This is a genomic window from Mucilaginibacter sp. BGA-UO-ETr-C110, from assembly GCF_059567985.1.
Genome location: NZ_JCAQPB010000002.1, coordinates 1,518,178 through 1,536,304 on the forward strand (window position 1 = coordinate 1,518,178; position 18,127 = coordinate 1,536,304).

Annotated in this window: 17 protein-coding genes; 4 read left to right on the forward strand and 13 right to left on the reverse strand. The window is 41.5% G+C overall.

All coding sequences use genetic code 11. The annotated features are described in order from the left end of the window. Positions 1-4: 4 nt before the first annotated feature. Both AC57BQ_RS07435 and AC57BQ_RS07440 read right to left on the reverse strand, forming a co-directional pair. On the reverse strand, positions 5-913 hold the full coding sequence (locus AC57BQ_RS07435) for an aldo/keto reductase (protein WP_496405673.1): 909 nt from the start codon (positions 911-913) through the stop codon (positions 5-7). An 84-nt stretch (positions 914-997) separates the two neighbouring features. Then, on the reverse strand, positions 998-2,431 hold the full coding sequence (locus AC57BQ_RS07440; protein WP_496405674.1) for an aminotransferase-like domain-containing protein: 1,434 nt from the start codon (positions 2,429-2,431) through the stop codon (positions 998-1,000). Positions 2,432-2,595: 164 nt separating this feature from the next. Between AC57BQ_RS07440 and AC57BQ_RS07445 the strand changes: the two genes are divergently transcribed. The 3 genes from AC57BQ_RS07445 to AC57BQ_RS07455 all read left to right on the forward strand — a co-directional run bounded on the left by AC57BQ_RS07445 (position 2,596) and on the right by AC57BQ_RS07455 (position 4,531). Continuing rightward, on the forward strand, positions 2,596-3,375 hold the full coding sequence (locus AC57BQ_RS07445) for a transporter substrate-binding domain-containing protein (protein ID WP_496405675.1): 780 nt from the start codon (positions 2,596-2,598) through the stop codon (positions 3,373-3,375). A 27-nt stretch (positions 3,376-3,402) separates the two neighbouring features. Continuing rightward, a complete protein-coding gene (locus AC57BQ_RS07450; RefSeq protein ID WP_496405676.1) occupies positions 3,403-3,804 on the forward strand; it encodes a RidA family protein in 402 nt (133 codons plus the stop codon). A 61-nt stretch (positions 3,805-3,865) separates the two neighbouring features. Continuing rightward, positions 3,866-4,531, forward strand: a complete 666-nt coding sequence (locus tag AC57BQ_RS07455; protein ID WP_496405677.1) for a Type 1 glutamine amidotransferase-like domain-containing protein — start codon at positions 3,866-3,868, stop codon at positions 4,529-4,531. Positions 4,532-4,591: 60 nt separating this feature from the next. Here the strand turns inward: AC57BQ_RS07455 and AC57BQ_RS07460 are convergent, their stop codons facing one another. The 11 genes from AC57BQ_RS07460 to AC57BQ_RS07510 form a co-directional block, all read right to left on the reverse strand. Beyond that, positions 4,592-4,840 carry a hypothetical protein gene (locus AC57BQ_RS07460; protein WP_496405678.1) on the reverse strand — a complete coding sequence of 83 codons (249 nt, stop codon included), beginning with the start codon at positions 4,838-4,840 and terminating at the stop codon, positions 4,592-4,594. A gap of 292 nt (positions 4,841-5,132) precedes the next feature. After that, a complete protein-coding gene (locus AC57BQ_RS07465; protein ID WP_496405679.1) occupies positions 5,133-5,564 on the reverse strand; it encodes a hypothetical protein in 432 nt (143 codons plus the stop codon). A 194-nt stretch (positions 5,565-5,758) separates the two neighbouring features. Then, positions 5,759-7,018, reverse strand: coding sequence for a tetratricopeptide repeat protein (locus AC57BQ_RS07470; RefSeq protein ID WP_496405680.1), 1,260 nt, complete (start codon positions 7,016-7,018; stop codon positions 5,759-5,761). 7 nt (positions 7,019-7,025) lie between these two features. Beyond that, the gene (locus AC57BQ_RS07475) at positions 7,026-8,099 is read right to left on the reverse strand and encodes a tetratricopeptide repeat protein (RefSeq protein ID WP_496405681.1); all 1,074 of its coding nucleotides are present in this window, start codon (positions 8,097-8,099) and stop codon (positions 7,026-7,028) included. Between the two features lie 47 nt (positions 8,100-8,146). After that, positions 8,147-10,717, reverse strand: coding sequence for a DNA gyrase subunit A (gene gyrA, locus AC57BQ_RS07480; protein WP_496405682.1), 2,571 nt, complete (start codon positions 10,715-10,717; stop codon positions 8,147-8,149). Positions 10,718-10,873: 156 nt separating this feature from the next. Then, positions 10,874-11,494, reverse strand: coding sequence for a class I SAM-dependent methyltransferase (locus tag AC57BQ_RS07485; RefSeq protein WP_496405683.1), 621 nt, complete (start codon positions 11,492-11,494; stop codon positions 10,874-10,876). 103 nt (positions 11,495-11,597) lie between these two features. Continuing rightward, the gene (locus AC57BQ_RS07490) at positions 11,598-11,996 is read right to left on the reverse strand and encodes a hypothetical protein (protein ID WP_496405684.1); all 399 of its coding nucleotides are present in this window, start codon (positions 11,994-11,996) and stop codon (positions 11,598-11,600) included. 126 nt (positions 11,997-12,122) lie between these two features. Then, the gene (hemF, locus tag AC57BQ_RS07495) at positions 12,123-13,037 is read right to left on the reverse strand and encodes an oxygen-dependent coproporphyrinogen oxidase (RefSeq protein ID WP_496405685.1); all 915 of its coding nucleotides are present in this window, start codon (positions 13,035-13,037) and stop codon (positions 12,123-12,125) included. A gap of 123 nt (positions 13,038-13,160) precedes the next feature. Then, a complete protein-coding gene (locus AC57BQ_RS07500; protein ID WP_176852093.1) occupies positions 13,161-14,399 on the reverse strand; it encodes an MFS transporter in 1,239 nt (412 codons plus the stop codon). Between the two features lie 115 nt (positions 14,400-14,514). Next, on the reverse strand, positions 14,515-14,712 hold the full coding sequence (locus AC57BQ_RS07505) for a cold-shock protein (RefSeq protein WP_076372898.1): 198 nt from the start codon (positions 14,710-14,712) through the stop codon (positions 14,515-14,517). 145 nt (positions 14,713-14,857) lie between these two features. Further along, the gene (locus AC57BQ_RS07510) at positions 14,858-15,493 is read right to left on the reverse strand and encodes a peroxiredoxin (RefSeq protein ID WP_076372900.1); all 636 of its coding nucleotides are present in this window, start codon (positions 15,491-15,493) and stop codon (positions 14,858-14,860) included. Between the two features lie 834 nt (positions 15,494-16,327). On the opposite strand from AC57BQ_RS07510, the gene AC57BQ_RS07515 reads away from it, so the two are divergent. After that, positions 16,328-18,112 (forward strand): glycoside hydrolase family 15 protein, encoded by a 1,785-nt coding sequence (locus AC57BQ_RS07515; RefSeq protein WP_496405686.1) that lies wholly within the window; start codon positions 16,328-16,330, stop codon positions 18,110-18,112. The last annotated feature ends 15 nt before the right edge of the window (positions 18,113-18,127 follow it).

The window sequence follows — 18,127 nt, forward strand, 5'->3', positions numbered from 1 at the left end:
GTTTTTAGTTTTTAACTTGTGGAATGAACCCAGGGACGCCAGTCTTCACCACTTCATTGAGCCTTTGCCTGGTCTCAATGCGGTTGATTTCATCAAAGGCGTCATCCGGCAGGGGAGAGATGTCGAAATTCTCTCTGGCGCGTGCCGCGGTTTTAGGTGTGGTAAGTAAAGCCGTACCGCGCTGGAGGGCCCAGGCCAATAGTACCTGTGCCGGCGTTTTACCAACTCGTGAGGAAATGGACAAAATAACCGGATCTTCCAACAGCCCGGGGCTTATTCCATGACCCAATGGCGCAAAAGCCAAAAATACAATGCCATTCTCCTTGCAGAATTCCAGAAGCTCCGTTTCCGGCAGATACGGATGTGATTCTACCTGTACTACCGCCGGCTTAATTCGTGCTGCTTCGTAGAGGGGTGCCAGATCCTTCAAGGTAATGTCAGACAGTCCGATAGCCCGGCATTTGCCACTGTCTACAAGGCTCTCCATAGCTCTCCAGGTATCGAGCAAAGTCACGTCGCGATCGTAAATAACATGACCGTTTTGATCCCGTGGATCCTGATTATCTCCAGGCTGAAATGCATAAGGAGTGTGAATGAGATAAAGGTCCAGATAGCTGAGTCGCAGTCTATCCAAACTTGCCTCGAATGCCGGTTCCACGCGCTCGGGCCGGTGATTGGTGTTCCACAATTTGGTGGTAACAAAGATGTCTTCACGGGCAATACCTCCGGCGGCAAGACCTGCCTGTAACGCTTCGCCCACCTCGTTCTCGTTCCGGTATCGTTCCGCAGCATCAAAATGCCGAAATCCGGCTTCCAGCGCGTCTCTGGTTGCACTTATCGTTAAAGCCTTATCGGGGATCAGGGTACCAAACCCGAGCCAGGGCATATGAATGGGGTTATTTGTTGGCTTCATTGTTATGATTTTTAGATTACACAACAAAATACGGCAGAAAATGTAAGGTGATCGCGTGACTTATATCACATTTTTATGAATAATTCAATGAGCATTTTCCGCAGATGCGGCATCGAGCAGTTCTCCTAATTTGATGAGTGCCTTTTCTACCTTGTCTTCCCAAAGCTTCGAATAACTGAGGCGGATGTAATTTTGATACCCGCTCTTTGAGGAGAAAATTTCTCCAGGGGCATAAGAAATATCGTGCTCAAATGCCTTTTCAAGGAAGTCGGAGGTATCGATCGCGCTTGGTAACTCTAACCAAAGGTAAATGCCGCCACCCGGCTGTGTTACTTTAGTTCCCCGGGGGAAATATTTTTCGATGGTCGCTACAAATCGATTCTGATTCTTTTGCATTTCCAACCTGAATTTCTGAAGATGTCTTTCAAACACCCCGGTTGTAAGCAATTCCAGGATAACGCGCTGGCTAAAACTGGAGGTTGAATGATTCAACATTGATTTAATTCGGGCAACATCATAGGCGAATCGCCCGGCTGCGGCCCAACCAATTCTAAATCCTGGAGCCAGTGTTTTTGTAAAGGAACTGCAATACATGATCCATCCATCTTTATCATATGTTTTTATGGTATCGGGGCGTCCTCCTTTAAAGAAAAGGTCGCCGTAAATATCATCTTCTATGATCGGTAAATGAAGTGTATGAGCTAACTCGGCAATTTGCTTTTTCTGTTCAGTGCAGATACTTGCACCATCCGGGTTATTAAAGTTGCTTACGAAAATACAGGCTTTAATGGTTAGCCTTTGACATGCTTCACTTACATTTTCTGCCGAAATCCCTGTTTCAGGGTGCGATGGTATTGTCGCGACCTTCAATCCCAGGCATTCCAATATTTGCATAATACCGAAAAAGCAGGGCTCCTGCACTAAAACAGTGTCTCCGGGTTGTGTCACAGCTTTTACGCAGCACAGGATAGCCTCTGTTGCTCCATTAGTTATAATTATCTCATTGGCATGGATAGAGCCCTTCCAATGCATGGATCGTTTTGCAATCTCTTCACACAGCAGCTTATTTCCGTGCCGGCTCTCTAAGCCCAAATAACTGCCGCTGACATCCCGCGAAGCTTGCTGGATTGCGCGTTTGATGCTGTTAAATGGTAACAACCTGTTATCCGGAAGTGCATTGGCAAATGAAACGAATGCTTTACTGGTTCGATCGACAGGTATTTTTTGTAGCAACTGATCAATATGAACACTCCTTTCTGATAAGGAAACCGATAATACTTGCGGTAGGGGTAACCTCTTAGTGAAATTGTCGTTAACGTAATAACCCGATTTTTCCCTGGAGATCACGATGCCCTTGTCTATTAAATAATTGAAAGATTGCAGTATAGTTCCTATACTTAATCCTTTTTTCTTGTGCAGACTTCTTAATGATGGCAGTTTTTCTCCTGGCTTGAAGGTTCCTTCATCAATCATTTTGGCCAGCTTATTGGCAAAACTAATGTAGGCCGGTTCCTTCATAAGCGCTCATCTGTTATAGTTAAATTAATAAAAAAGTCAATCTGTCAAAAGTAACAAATGATCCCATATCTGTTACATAATTTATTTCAGAATCTGTATCTGTTATAGGTTTATTTATATGAATAACTTTGCAATTCAATTTAAACAAGATAACGACAAACAAAATGGAAACAGAAATTTCAGAACATTCACCTTCAACGCCGTGGAATAAAGATAGGAAATTACGAATCGCGTATATCGAGGAACCACCTTTTTACTGGACTGACGAAAACCATCTCGTCAAGGGCGCGGACATCGAACTGGCTGAAGTAGTACTACGGGCAATTGGTGTGAAGTCCATCGAATATCAGCTCACTACGTTCGAGGAGCTTTTACCAGGTGTCCGGGCTGGGCGTTGGGATATGAACGTGCCCATTTTCGTTACGCCAGAACGTGCAATGAATGTGGCTTTCAGCATGCCGGTATGGTCGCTTGGTGATGGATTCCTCGTGTGCCAGGGCAACCCGAAGGCACTCACGAGTTATGCAACAGTTGTGAAACGCAGCGATGCGCGAATAGGACTCATTCCTGGCCAGGTGCAGTTCGATGCTGCAAAGTCGGCGGGGGTGAGGGATAGCCAAATCGTGATATTCAATAGTCAGCCAGAGGCCGCCGCAGCATTGCTGGCCGGCAAGATTGACGCGTTTGCAGCCACGGCGGTTGGGAACTATGCCACGGCCGCTACCAATCCGGGATTGGTAGCAGTCCCTTTCAAGAGTAGCAAAGATGGAAAAGCACCTGTTGGCGCCTTCTCATTTAACAAGAACAATCGCGGTCTTCTGCAGGCTGTGAATGCACAACTTCAGGAGTACCTGGGTTCGGCCGATCACCGTACACGAATGGTGAAATACGGAATCACTCAAACCGAGATCGACAGCGTAGTAGGGGGCAAGGGGCTGAAATAATAGATCCATTGAAAAAATAGAACCACTATGACAGATCAAAAAGCAAAGCTCAAATTCAATGATATTTCGCAATATGGTTATTCAGAATATGTTGAGATCGACCTGGGAACGACTAAAATGCTGGTTTTTTCGGGTCAACTGGCCCTTGATGCCGAAGGTAATACCATTGGTTTAGGAAACTTCGAACAGCAGGCCGAGTATATCTTTTCAACTATCAAAAAAACGCTTGAAAAAGCCGGAGGTTCCATGAAGGATATCGTAAAACTGAATAACTACTTTGTTGATATCTCTAATCTTCCTTTGTACCGAACAATAAGGAATAAATACATTGGCACTACGCAACCACCGGCACAAACATCGGTTGAAGTGAAGCAGCTTTTTAGTCCGGAAGTGTTACTGGAGGTTGAACTGACAGCAATAATAATTTAATAGGGGGCCATGGGAATTTGAGATCTATGATTTAATTTCAACCTTTGAAAGGAAAGAAATTATGAAGCTTCTTCTTACTTCCGCCGGCATCAGCAACCCAAGCATCCGGAATGCGCTGGTTGAACTCCTGGGCAAACCGATTGCTGAGGCCAGCGCCCTTTTTGTCCCAACGGCAATATATGGCATAGCCGGCGGTGCCGAGATATCACGAAAAGTGATCTGCGGATCATTAGGTGACCCTTTTTGTGATTTGGGATGGAAGTCGTTGGGAGTGCTGGAGCTAACGGCTCTGCCCAGCATCAAACAAGAGCTTTGGGTTCCCATGCTCCAGAAAACTGACGCCTTGTTGGTTGGAGGCGGCGACTGCCAGTATCTGTGTTACTGGATGCAGCAGTCCGGACTGGCAGACCTATTGCCGTCGCTACTAAGCAAGACAGTCTATGTGGGATTGAGCGCCGGAAGTATGATCATGACCCGCTTTGGAACCACCTACGGTAACCATATACTGCCAGCCGAAAGCGATAAGGCATTGGGATTGGTTGATTTTGCGCTGCATCCGCATCTGGATTATGAGTTATTTCCGGAGAATTCCCTGGCCAACCTGGAAAAGCTGGCGGCTACGATATCAGTACCGTCATATGCGATTGACGATCAAACCGCCATTAAAGTAACTGACGGCACTATAGAAGTTATCTCCGAAGGACATTGGAAGTTGTTTAGCCTATAGTTTGTCGCGCGTTTACGCTCGGCTTTATTGAAGTATATTCGGGAATCTTATCAGCTGTTATTAGTCATCTATAAATTTTAATATATAGGATATTAACGATTCTATTCTATCATGCAGATTTTTAATCTTAACCTCATCATAATCAACATAAGTATGAGCATGTTTCATCTTATGAAATCGCACAGTACCCGCAGGCAATTCTTTTGCTCCATCCTCTATTGATAAATAGTAGTGTGCAAAAATATTCCTTTCCTCAATAACTTTTTTTATCTCGTTAGCCAATTTAGGATAAGAGGAATAAATCTTCATATTCTTACTTTTTATTAAAAACTGAAAGGCATCCAGTTTTCCGCTAAAAGAAATCTTTTCGTTAGCAAGTAAGATTAAAATAAGTTCATCTTGTTTCTCCGAATCGCTGCAAAAATACGCAGAAAGAAAAAAATCTATAAGTCGCTCTAAAGTAAAAAATCTATAAGTCGCTCTAAAGTAATAGAGTGGTTAATAATTTTTCCTCTATATTCAATAGCGGTCTTTTCAATATTAGCTATTACATCATCCATTTTAATGATATTTATTAATGAGTAGTAATTTGGAAAAAAAGTTACAATAACAACATAAATAACTTCGCAAGTTGTTCAGATGATATTGGTGGAGCACTTTTAGTCTGAGAAGTTTCATTCGCAATATGCCAGGAATAACTATCATTATTTAAATTAGCCACAATCTTAAATTTACTATCATAAAGCGTTAGCATAGACAGATTAAGCGGAAAACTCAAAAAACACAATTCATTTGTTGCCGGATTAAAAACTTTAATTAAGCGAATATTAGAAACTGTTGTATCTCTTTTGACAACAAGAGTTACAGGAGCATGCTTTAAATCATTCAAGATCAATTGTGGGTTATTGATATCTTCACGATTCACTATAAAAGTAATAGATTTAAAATCGTTCCGGTCTGGTGATGCAAATACAATTTGAGCACGAGCAGATATTGCGCTGAAAATCAGTAACGCAAAAACTAAATATTTCATGACAAGGTTATTTTAAATAATGTCTACCAAAGTAATATTTGTAATCCGAATAATCAAGGGTGTACTTTATGGAGCTGAGACAAAACTTTCCCTCTGAAGACCTCTTTTTATATTTTTCACATAATTAACATTATGTTAAGTAATAGAATTAAAAAGAGAGGCTTTTTAATAAAGCCCCTCTTCTGTGGTATATCTTATTGACCGTTCAATGCGTCAATTTTCTTTTTGGTTGCTTCTGCATTAACGTTATCTTTTTTACCTAAGTAATAAGTTCTAAGGTTTGTTAAAGCATCAATCGATTTTGGGTTCAGATCAGCAGCTTTTACCAGATATGGTTTTGCCAGATCAAATTGTGCATTTGCTTTGGCTATAGCTGCATCATATTCTTTTTGTTTGTTAGCCGGTAATTTATTTGCCGCGTTGTAAGAGTCAATTGCCGGGTTAAGAATTACATAACCTAAATTCAGGTTTGCTTCAAAATAGTTTGGATCTATTTCCAACGCTTTTTTGTACATATCGGCAGCCTTGGTATAATTATCAACTTTTTGCTGTTGTAAGGTGGCTTTGGCTGCAGGGTCTTTTGCTTTACCTTGTTCTTTTATGATGGCTTCGGCTGTTTGTGAATAAGTTAAACCTGCATAGTAATACAAAGTTTTGTTTTTAGGATCGGCAGTTAAAGCAGCTTGTATTTTTTGAATTACTTCTTTTTCTTTTCCTGTTTGCAGACTTATTTCGATCTCTCTCTTGCGCAGATCGGTACTTGAAGGATATTTTACTATACCATCACTAACTGATTTAAGCGCATTAGTGGTATCCTTATTAGCCAAATAAAGTGACGACAGATCCATGTAAACGCCCGCGTTTTTGGAGTATTTAGTGGTAACCAACTTGTTATAATTGGTTATGGCTGCCGGATAGTTTTTGGCATTGGCCGCGGCTAAACCTGTGTAGTAAATAGCGTTGGTGTCTTCAGGTAAAACTGTACGATAGTAATCAAATGAATGATAAGCCTGATCATACTTTTGAGCAGAGTATTCGGCAACACCTTTGGTTAACTGGTATTGAGCCAGGTTTAAATAAGCGTTATCTATTACTTGTTTGTTCTCGCCTTTGGTATCCAGTTCTTTGGCTTTTTTCAATGATTCATCGGCAGTTGTAAACAAAGGCAATGATGTAGCCGCAACCGTGTCCTGAACTGCCAGTGCAGCATAAATGGCTCCTTTTAAAGCAAAGGTTTGCGGTAAGGCGGCTGTTTTTTCATTGGCAGCAGCTTTGTCAATAGAGGTTCTAGCCGTTCCAAGGCTTTTAGTAGCAACGGCTAAGGTAGCTTTTGATCCCCTTAGTCCTTCGTAGTTGTCATATTCACTTTTTGCAGTGCTTAATTCACCTTTTTGTGCAAACGTTGTTGCTGAAACTAAGCCTAACAGGCCCGCCATCAAAAGTTTGATTTTCATAGTTTAGTTAGTTTGTTAACTGTTTTAGTTTACTGTTTATTTTGTCAAGTTGATCTTTATTACCGGTTTTAGCATAAACCAGTTGTAGTGCTTTCAGGCCCTGTACGTTATTAGGGGATATTTCATTTGCTTTTTCAAGCCATTGTACAGCGCGACCTATGTCCTGATCTTCACTCCCCCCCTTCGCGTTGGCACTTTGTTTTAAATAAAGCAAGCCTAAATTAAAAGCGGGGTCATAAGCAGAACTGTTTAATTCAATAGTACGCAGATAAAGTGACTCCGCTTTATCAAATTTATTTAAATGGTCATAACAATTAGCGGCCACAAATGCAATATCGGCGTTATTTGCATTAATATCAAGTAAAGGGCCTATTAATGGCTCCAGGGCTTTATAATTTTTTTGATTGTTGTAAATGTTAGCCTCGTCAAGCAATAAAAAACGGTCGTTAGGTAATACCTTCCTCCCCTTTTGAAGTATCTCTAAAGCTTTGGATGTATCGCCCAATGATTTATAAATGCTGGAAGCGGTTTCAATATATTCGGCCCTTCCACTATCAACGGCTAATAATCTGCTATAGTATTTAGCCGCATCAACCAGATTACCGGCCTTATTGTTTGAATAAGCGATATAATCGTTAACCGCTTTAAAGTTCGGGGCATATTTGCGTGCATTGTCAAATGATTCCCTTGCTTTGGTAAAATCTGAGTTGTTGGTATACTCAAACCCTTTGCGGATGTAAACATTCGCTAAGCAACGCTTGGCATAATCAATTTCCGCCTGAAACTTATACTCTTTTTTATTGGCCGAAAGTTTATCAACCAAAGTCGAAGTTTCGGGCAGCAATTTCTCGGGCTGGCCTAGTTTATTAAGCGAATCTATATACAGAATGCTCGAATTAACCAGTGCCCGGTAGGTATTTTTCTCCAGATCGGCTGTATCTGATCTGGTAATGATCAGGCTGTCAGCCGATTTTTTGGCTGCTGCCAGATATTTCAGATCATTTTTCTGCTTGTAATAAGCCAGATTATTAACTACAACCTTTAGCGCTTCGCTTTGAGCAAAGGCAAAGGTTGTAGTCATTGATGTTATTAAAACCGCCAGGATAATTTTACGGTAACCCATATTGTTTATTCAGTAGTTTCGGTAGTTGATTCTTCGCTGTCATTAGCTGTGTCATCACCATCGCCTGCGTCATTTACTGCATTTTCATCCAATTCCGCTTCTTCATCCTCGTCATGCTCAATTTTCGCTACAGAAGCTATTTCATCATTACCTTTTAAAGTAATCAATCTAACACCCTGTGTGGCACGGCCCATGGTTCTTAGCTCGCTAACCGCAATACGTATAATAATGCCCGATTTGTTGATGATCATCAAATCTTCTTTATCTGTAACACCTTTTATGGCCACAAGGTTTCCGGTTTTTTCAGTAATGTTTAAAGTTTTTACACCTTTACCACCACGATTGGTTACCCTGTAGTCGTCAATATCAGTACGTTTACCATAACCTTTTTCTGATACTACCAGAACGGTTGTTTCCGTATCATTGATACTGATCATACCTACTACTTCATCATTATCGCTATCCAATGATATACCACGAACACCGGTAGCGGTACGTCCCATCGGTCTAACAGTCGACTCATTAAAGCGGATAGCCCTACCCGATTGTAATGCCATTACTATTTCGCTGCTGCCAGTTGTTAAGGTAGCTTCCAGTAATGAATCGCCCTCGTTGATGTTGATGGCATTGATACCATTAGCACGCGGACGTGAGTACGCTTCTAACGATGTTTTTTTGATGGTACCTTTCTTGGTACACATGATAATGAAGTTATTTTCCAGGTAGTTCTGGTCTTTAAGGCTGATCAGTTTGATGTAAGCCTTAATGTTCTCTTCCTTAGGGATATTGATGATATTCTGAATGGCGCGTCCTTTTGACGTACGTGTGCCTTCCGGAATTTCAAATACCCTGAGCCAGTAACATTGGCCCGACTCGGTAAAGAACAACATATAGTTGTGGTTTGATGCCACCAGCAAGTGCTCAATAAAGTCGGCATCACGGCTGTTGCTGCCGAGCGAGCCTTTACCACCCCTGCCCTGACGACGATATTCGGTTAAAGGCGTACGTTTGATATAGCCTTCGCGCGATATGGTAATTACCACATCCTCATCCTCAATAAAGTCTTCAGTTTGCATCTCGGCCGATGAGTGAACCATTTCTGTTCTGCGCTCGTCGCCGTATTTATCTTTAATTTCTAACAGTTCATCTTTAATGATCTGCATCCTTAAGCCTTCGTCATTTAAAATTGATCTTAAATAATCAATCAGCTTCATTAACTCCGCGTACTCATCTTTGATCTTATCGCGTTCAAGTCCGGTTAACCGGCGAAGCGTCATATCCAATATGGCACGGGCCTGTATGTCGGATAAACCGAACTGGCCCATTAAGCCTTCCCGTGCCTCATCAGGTGTCTGTGATGCACGTATCAGGCGAATCACTTCATCCAGGTGATCAAGGGCGATCAGTAAACCTTCTAATATATGGGCGCGTTTTTCCGCTTCAGAAAGCTCAAACTTGGTACGGCGTACCACAACCTCATGCCTGTGCTCCACAAAATGATGGATCAGATCCCTCAGGTTAAGCATCATCGGGCGGCCATTAACCAGCGCGATATTGTTTACACTGAATGAGGTTTGCAGCGCGGTATATTTGAACAGGTTGTTCAATACAATAGCTGCATTGGCTTCCCGTTTAATTTCATAAACTATACGGATACCCTCACGGCTTGATTCGTCCCTGATAGATGATATGCCTTCCAGTTTTTTATCGTTCACAAGGTCGGCAGTACGTTCGATCATCAGGGCCTTGTTTACCTGGTAAGGTACTTCGGTCACGATGATACGTTCGCGATCGCTGCCATGTGTTTCAATTTCTGCCCGGGCACGGATCACTACCCTGCCACGACCTGTTTCCAGCGCTTCGCGGGGACCTTCAAAACCATAGATGATACCACCTGTAGGAAAATCCGGACCTTTAACATATTTCATTAACTCAGCAACCTCTATCTGGCGGTTATCGATCAATGCTATGGTAGCATCAATTACTTCCGACAGGTTGTGCGGCGCCATATTGGTAGCCATACCTACCGCGATACCAGATGCTCCGTTAACCAGCAGGTTAGGGAATTTAGATGGCAATACGGTTGGCTCCTGTAGCGAGTCGTCAAAGTTTAACTGGAAATCAATGGTATCTTTATTGATATCGGCCAGCATTTCCTCAGCCAGTTTTTGCAAACGTGCCTCAGTATAACGCATTGCCGCGGGCTCATCACCATCAATAGATCCGTAGTTACCCTGGCCTTCAACCAACAGGTAGCGTAAGCTCCACTCCTGGGCCATACGAACCATGGTATCATATACAGATTTATCACCATGCGGGTGATATTTACCCATCACCTCCCCTACAATACGGGCAGACTTTTTATAAGGTTTGTTGTTATTTAAACCCAGATCAAGCATGCCGTATAACACACGCCTGTGTACGGGTTTTAATCCGTCTCGAACATCGGGTAATGCCCTGGAAACGATCACCGACATTGAATAATCAATGTAAGCGGATCGCATTTCTTCGTCAATATTTATCGAAATTATTCTGTCTTCCTTGCTTGAATTATCGTTTTCTGTTCCTTCGGCCATTTTTATTAATTTGTGGAATCTTCTCTTATAATTGTGCGTTAAAAAGTGTTTTTTAAACGACCTGCGAAGTTAAGAAAATAGTTGGTTATTGTGCCATTTTTTTGCTCCATTAGTTCGTTAGTGTCTTTGGTTTATAGAACAAGCTTTGCAGTGGTCTTATGCAATCTTTTTAGCCACCCACAAAGAATCATATTGCCGGTAATACTCATAGGCTAAAGAATTCATCACTATATTTTGTATCACATAGGTAGGGCCCAATTCATCACGTGTTTTATCATAATCATGGAAAGCAATATAGCCACCTATAGCAACTTTGGGTGAAAATAGGTCAAAATCCAATTTACAACCTTCTATCGAATGGTCTCCATCAATAAAAAGCACATCTATTTTATCAAATTCATCCGGGAATTGATATGAATATCCTTGTTTTGCAACGATCTTTGATCGTACTTTAAGCCTGGTCATGTTATCGATGAACTTATCATAAAGGTTATCAGTGCCCTTTTTTGCAGCATATATTTTTTCGCTATCCTTATCCAATCCCCCATCAGCATTAAAAGGATCTATCGCATAAACTTTCCCTGATCTAAGCCCTTTGGATAAACAATAAGTGCTTTTACCTTGCCAGCTACCTATTTCAACTATCTTAGCATTACGCGGTGCTTTAAAAGCTAAAAGAAACAATCCCATAGCTTCGCGCTCGGTAAGCCAGCCGTCCAGGTCTTTAAAATCGCTAATGTATTTCAGGATCCTGCCTTTTATCCATTTTTTAATCATAAATTCTATTGGTTCATTGGTGTCATTTGTTCATTGGTTTGTACCGGGTCATTTGTTCATTAGGTTTTTCCGATAGTCCTTTATAAACTATTCACCAATGATACTAATGAACCTTCACCCAATGGTCTTCGATCTTGTTGCCGTTGGGTAAGGTAGCCAGTAATTTAAGCGTATCATTACTCAAGTTATAGATGTATTTTACGGTTTTGCCTAATAATTTTGAGGGCTGGTTACAATAGGTCTGGGTTTCAAAACAGGTATCTGCCTGTAGCTTATAATCGCCTTTTTCGTAAATAAAAGTTTTCTGTCCTTTTTCAATTACTCTGGCCTGGTAATGCAAATCGTCATACGTGCGCTGCAGTTTATAGCTGGTTGATACAGTATCTTGTTTGCCATTGAACAGACCTCCCCTATACTCCCAAAGGCCCGTCAGCGGACTTTTACTCCTGGTAAAGCCACACAACAGGGTTATAAGTAATAAAGGGAAGATCGTTTTTTTCATGAGTAAATGTTTTTTGGTATCGAGGTTAGTATCAAGTAGCTAGTATCAAGTATCAAGATTTTTTGTAATTCTAAATATCGCGTTTAAGTAGTCGTGATACTTGATACTAGCTACTTGATACTAAATCTACGCCCAGTTAATACCTTTTTTGAGTAAAGATAGTGTTCTTTCCTCTTCGCTGCCCGCCACCGGCTGATAGTTATAGAGCCATTTGGCAGTAGGCGGTAAACTCATCAATATGGATTCGATACGACCATTGGTTTCCAGGCCAAATTTGGTACCTGCATCATATACCAGGTTAAATTCGGTATAGCGGCTGCGGCGCTGGTATTGCCAAAGTTGCTGTTCTTCGGTAAAGGCAGTGTTGCGGTTACGATCAACCAGTTCGGTGTAAATTGGTATGAACGACCGTCCTAATGCCTTTGAAAACTCAAAGATGTTATCCCATGACAATTCATCATTGGCCGTTAAGCGATCATAAAATATGCCGCCTATGCCGCGGGTTTCGTTACGGTGTTTAATATAAAAATAGTCATCGGCCCAAAGTTTAAACCGGTGATAAAAATCGTGGTAGTAAGCATCGCAAACCGCTTTGATATTACTGTGGAAATATTGGGCATCCGCATCAATAATATAATGCGGTGTAAGATCGATACCTCCGCCAAACCATCGGATGGGTTGTTGTTCGCCGCTAAATGACGATGGCATTTCAAAATACCGGATGTTCATGTGGATGATGGGCACCATGGGATGATTCGGATGGATCACAATGGATACGCCGGTTGCAAAAAAGTCGTCAGATTCCACCTGCAGGGCCCTCTTCATATTTTCGGGCAGTTGGCCATGAACGGCAGAAAAGTTTACACCACCTTTTTCAAATACATTACCGTTTTGAATGATGCGGGTACGTCCGCCGCCACCGCCTTCACGTTCCCATATTTCTTCTTCAAACCTGGCTTTGCCATCGCTTAGCTCAAGCGCCGCGCATATCTCGTCCTGTATTTGCTGATAATCGGTGGCTATTTGTTCTTTGCTAATCATAAGATGTAAAAGTAGTTTTTTAGTATTTAGTAGCGAGTATCAAGTATCAAGATTTTTTGTAACCCTAAATGCCGCGTTTAAGCAGTCGTGATACTTGATACTAATTACTTGATACTATCACTTCTAGCTTATTTCAACGTAATCCAGATCTTTGCCAAAAGTTTCTTTGAGTTGACTTAATGCAAATAATGAAATTACGGTTAATATCCCCATCATAATATAACCACTGGTGATCATGCCGTTATGTTTTACTAAGGCATCAAAAGCCCAGTTGATGGGAATTAAAGAGCCGCGCACAAAGTTAGGAACGGTTGTAGTAACTGTAGACCGTATATTGGTGCCAAACTGCTCGGCTGCTATGGTAACAAATGTGGCCCAATAGCCAACGGTACATCCCATAAAAAAGCTTAGCCAAACAAATTGTGAAGATGTAATTCCTTTACAGCTCAGATATGCTGTAACACTCACTAATGACAGTAAAAGAAACACAGCCATCGTTAGCTTTCTTGACTTGGTAATTTGAGCCAGCAAGCCGGCAAACAGATCACCGACAGCTATACCCACATAGCTATATAAAATGCCTGAGCCTGCGGTTAATACTTCTTTTGAACCCAATGCTATCCCAAACTCTTTGGCCTGAGTTATCAATATGCCTACTACATACCAAAGCGGTGCGCCTATTAAAATGCAATACAAATATTTTCTGAACCGTTTGCCATCATTAAACAGCATCAATAAATTTCCTTTAGATACCTTGCTGTCGGCTACATTTTTATACATGCCCGATTCAAAAGTGCCTAATCTTAGTAACAGCAATACAATACCTAAACCGCCGCCAACAAAATAAGCGTTACGCCAGCCGTATTTGGCAATGGTGGCAGCGGCTACGGCTCCAAAAAGCCCAATCACGGCAACTATCATGGTGCCATAACCACGTTTTTCTTTACTCAATGTTTCGGTTACCAGGGTAATACCGGCGCCTAATTCACCGGCAAGACCTATGCCTGCTATTAAACGGACAATAGCATAGGTATTAATATCATGTACCAAGCCATTCGCGAAATTTGCAATGGAATACAGCAGTATCGACCCAAATAAAACCTTTATGCGCCCGAACTTGTCGCCAATAACACCCCAGATAATGCCACCCAGCAGCAGGCCAAACATTTGCATATTGATAACATATACACCCTGCGCGCGTATATCAGCTTCGGAAATGCCAATGCCCCGTAAGCTATCGATCCGTACGATTGAAAAGATAACCAGATCATAAATATCAACGAAATAGCCAAGTGAAGCAACAAGAACCAGGAAGATCATGTTCCTTGTAGCTTTGGCGGAGGTAGCTGTAGCTGTTGTCATAAGTTTTTTATAGGCGTTTGAACGGCTAAAGTAGCAGAATTATATAAAATCAAAAATTTAAACATAAAAAAACCCCTGTGTATGCAGAGGTCTTTTTTTTAAGAGCTTTGGTTAACTATGCTTTTTTTACGTTTACTGCTTGCAGTCCTTTTCTTCCTTCTTCCACTTCGTAAGTTACATCGTCGTTATCTTTAATGGCGTTTACGCCGCCTTGTACGTCTTTAAAGTGTACAAAAAGATCTTTACCGTCTTCGGTAACGATGAAGCCATAACCTTTTTGTGTGTTAAACCATTTTACTTTTCCAGTTTTCATAATTATAATTATCGTATTAAAAAAAAATTCGTGTATAAGATTAATAACTAAAGCCAAACTGAAAATAAAATGGTTTTAATAATCAGAAGGAATAGATAAATCCACCTTTCCCAAATATATAAAATTATTAATAAACCAAATAAAATTATTTGTTTGGTTGCGGAGTTATCCTTAAATAGGGTTTAATAGCTTTATAACCCTTTGGAAATTTGGCCGGGATGTCTTCTGTTTTTATAGCCGGCACAACAACAACGTCCTCTCCATCCTTCCAATCGGCCGGTGTGGCAACACCATAATTGGCTGTTAATTGTAAAGAGTCTATCACCCTTAAAATCTCCTGGAAATTACGACCCGTTGATGCCGGATAGGTAATAATGAGCTTAACGGCTTTATCCGGACCGATGATGAATAACGACCTTACTGTAGCGTTAACAGAAGCATTTGGATGAATCATATCATAAGCTTCAGAAATTTTGCGATCCTCATCGGCAATGATCGGGAAGTTTACCTCTACCCCTTGTGTTTCGTTGATATCCCCTATCCAGCCGTGGTGTGATTCTACCGAATCGACACTCAGTGCCAGTACTTTTACATTGCGTTTGGCAAACTCGTCTTTTAAAGCGGCTGTTTTACCCAGCTCGGTTGTACAAACCGGTGTATAATCGCCGGGATGCGAAAAAAGCACGCCCCAGCTGTCGCCAAGGTATTCGTAAAAATCAATATCACCTGCTGATGTTTTTGCCTGAAAATTTGGGGCTTTATCGCCTAATCGTAAACTCATGACTATGTTTGTTTATATATAATAAATGACTACTAAGTTACTATACATTAATTGATAAATCAAAATGTAAAAAGATAATCGGTGGCAAAATTTACAGAATGATGAAATGTGTAAACTTTGGGGTTGGTAATGGGTACGCTTCAGATGCCGCGCGGTGTCGACTCACCCCGCCTACGCTTCGCTGGGCGACCCTCTCTTCAGCTTCGCTGGATGTGAAAAATAACGTCATTGCGAGCGCAGCGTGGCAATCCCCAATAAGCAAAGCCGCCCTGCACAGTTAGGGATTGCCACGCTGCGCTCGCAATGACGCGTTTGTGCCCCCCTCTTTCCGCCATAGGCGATGACAGGGTGAGTCGATTCTGCGACAATTTGAAAATGAACGGACTTCTAATTGCAAAGGCCGCAAATATTTTGTATATTTATATATAAGAAATAACGGCCCTGCTTACTTTGAAAAGTGTAAGTGGGGCCGTTTGCTTAAAGAGCTTAAAATAGGCTAAAAATTAGTTTTATTTTAATTAAATAGCTTTAAATCAATATTTTAATACTTTTTAAAGTTTTCAAAACCCATCAAAAATTTGTTAAAAAGTGTTAAAATCGATGGTTTTGAATGATTTTTCAGTAGTTTTTGACTCGTTTTATGTCCATTTTCGATCAGAAAAGTGTTAAAATAAGGGTTTAAAAAGTCCTCCGCTCCTATTTTATTGTTTGAATTTTATAATAAGGTTTTAAACTTAAAATCAATTGTGAAATGGGTTCAGTTTGTGCATTGAAATTTTACCTCAACATTAAGCCGCAAATATTGTTGAACCTATTGACTAAGCACAAAATTGAATGAGCAGACATACCTATGAGACCGGAATAATTGGAAATTGCGCCTTTTTGGCCCACATTAATAAAAATACCAATGTGGATTGGCTGTGCTGGCCTAAATTTGACAGCACGTTTATTTTTGGCGGTTTACTAGATAAAACCAAGGGTGGCGAGTTTTCTATTCGCCCTGAGGGAGAATATACTTCGGAACAACATTATCTTGAAAATACCAATGTGCTGATAACCGAGGTAAGTCCTAAAAGTGGTGGTAAATACCGCATCACCGATTTTGCGCCGAGGTTTTACCAGCACCAGCGGTATTACAAGCCCTTAATGCTGTTCAGGAAGATTGAAGCTATAGAAGGCTCGCCGAGGGTTATTGTGAAGTGTGAACCGGTATCTGAATATGGCGCGGTAAAATTAACCGTTAACCGGGGAAGTAATCATATTCAATACCTGGGCGGTGAGGAAAATATCAGGCTTACAACCAATATACCCATTAGCTATGTTTTTGATGAGCAAGCCTTTGTATTGAATGAAACCAAATACCTTGCCCTAACCTATGGCGAACCCCTGGAGGCTGCCCTGATATCCACAGCCGACCGTTTTTTGGCCGAAACTGTGCAGTACTGGCGCACCTGGATCAAACACTCCTCTATCGCTACGTATTATCAGCCATTTGTGATCCGCTCGGGACTGGCTTTAAAAATACACCAGTTTGAAGACACAGGGGCCATTATAGCAGCAAGTACCACCAGTTTGCCCGAATCACCGGGTAGTGGCCGTAACTGGGATTACCGGTATTGCTGGCTGCGCGATACTTATTATGTGATCATGGCCCTGAATCACATCGGGCACTTTGAGGAAATGGAAAAGTACTTTGGCTATGTTACTGATATTTCCTTTTCTGAAGACGAACGCTACCAGCCGCTTTATGGCATAACCGGCAAAAAGAATCTGGTTGAAGAGATATTGACCGATTTGGATGGATACATGGGTAACAAGCCCGTGCGCATTGGAAACCAGGCCTATGAGCATATACAGAACGATATTTATGGGCAGGTTATGATATCCCTGCTCCCGCTGTATACCGATCATCGTTTTGTTTTTTCGGAACGTAAGGATTCTGTACGCTGGATAGAGTCGTTATTGAATAAAATTGACCGTACCATTGATGAAAAGGACGCCGGGATCTGGGAATTTCGGAATATGGCCAATATACACTGCTATAGTAACCTGTTTCAATGGGCCGGAGCTTCGGCAGCTGAAAAAATGGCGCGCACCATCGACAATAAAGAACTTGTTGACAGGGCCATAGAACTGAAAGAACGTGCTGCCGCGCATATCGAAAGTTGTTACGATCCGGTAAGAAAAGTATATACCAATTCGGCCGGCAGTTCTAACCTCGATGCCAGTACGCTGCAATTGATCATGATGAATTATCTTGATCCGGAATCGCAAAGGGCAAAGGATCATTTACTGGCATTAGAAAAAGAGCTAAGGACACCTAATGGGTTATTTTACAGGTATTTATATACCGATGATTTTGGTAAACCTAAAACCACTTTCCTGATATGCGCGTTTTGGTATGTAGAGGCACTGGCCAGCGTTGGCAGGCTGGATGATGCGCAGCGCGAGTTTGCCAATCTTCTGCAATATTCCAATCACCTGCTGTTATTTAGTGAAGATGTTGATGAACAGGACGGCAGTCAGTGGGGTAATTTTCCGCAGGCGTATAGCCATGTAGGCTTAATGAATGCCGCCTACCGTATAGCCATAAAGCTGGATAGACCAATATTCTTGTAATCATTATTGAATTAG

Coding starts and splice junctions, on each gene's coding strand:
- AC57BQ_RS07455 (WP_496405677.1), top strand. CDS start 3,866: ATGAAGCTTCTTCTTACTTCCGCCGGCATCAGCAACCCAAGCATCCGG.
- AC57BQ_RS07440 (WP_496405674.1), bottom strand. CDS start 2,431: ATGAAGGAACCGGCCTACATTAGTTTTGCCAATAAGCTGGCCAAAATG.
- AC57BQ_RS07450 (WP_496405676.1), top strand. CDS start 3,403: ATGACAGATCAAAAAGCAAAGCTCAAATTCAATGATATTTCGCAATAT.
- AC57BQ_RS07505 (WP_076372898.1), bottom strand. CDS start 14,712: ATGAAAACTGGAAAAGTAAAATGGTTTAACACACAAAAAGGTTATGGC.
- AC57BQ_RS07515 (WP_496405686.1), top strand. CDS start 16,328: ATGAGCAGACATACCTATGAGACCGGAATAATTGGAAATTGCGCCTTT.
- AC57BQ_RS07445 (WP_496405675.1), top strand. CDS start 2,596: ATGGAAACAGAAATTTCAGAACATTCACCTTCAACGCCGTGGAATAAA.
- AC57BQ_RS07510 (WP_076372900.1), bottom strand. CDS start 15,493: ATGAGTTTACGATTAGGCGATAAAGCCCCAAATTTTCAGGCAAAAACA.
- AC57BQ_RS07465 (WP_496405679.1), bottom strand. CDS start 5,564: ATGAAATATTTAGTTTTTGCGTTACTGATTTTCAGCGCAATATCTGCT.
- AC57BQ_RS07485 (WP_496405683.1), bottom strand. CDS start 11,494: ATGATTAAAAAATGGATAAAAGGCAGGATCCTGAAATACATTAGCGAT.
- hemF (WP_496405685.1), bottom strand. CDS start 13,037: ATGATTAGCAAAGAACAAATAGCCACCGATTATCAGCAAATACAGGAC.
- AC57BQ_RS07475 (WP_496405681.1), bottom strand. CDS start 8,099: ATGACTACAACCTTTGCCTTTGCTCAAAGCGAAGCGCTAAAGGTTGTA.
- AC57BQ_RS07470 (WP_496405680.1), bottom strand. CDS start 7,018: ATGAAAATCAAACTTTTGATGGCGGGCCTGTTAGGCTTAGTTTCAGCA.
- AC57BQ_RS07460 (WP_496405678.1), bottom strand. CDS start 4,840: ATGAAGATTTATTCCTCTTATCCTAAATTGGCTAACGAGATAAAAAAA.
- AC57BQ_RS07490 (WP_496405684.1), bottom strand. CDS start 11,996: ATGAAAAAAACGATCTTCCCTTTATTACTTATAACCCTGTTGTGTGGC.
- AC57BQ_RS07435 (WP_496405673.1), bottom strand. CDS start 913: ATGAAGCCAACAAATAACCCCATTCATATGCCCTGGCTCGGGTTTGGT.
- AC57BQ_RS07500 (WP_176852093.1), bottom strand. CDS start 14,399: ATGACAACAGCTACAGCTACCTCCGCCAAAGCTACAAGGAACATGATC.
- gyrA (WP_496405682.1), bottom strand. CDS start 10,717: ATGGCCGAAGGAACAGAAAACGATAATTCAAGCAAGGAAGACAGAATA.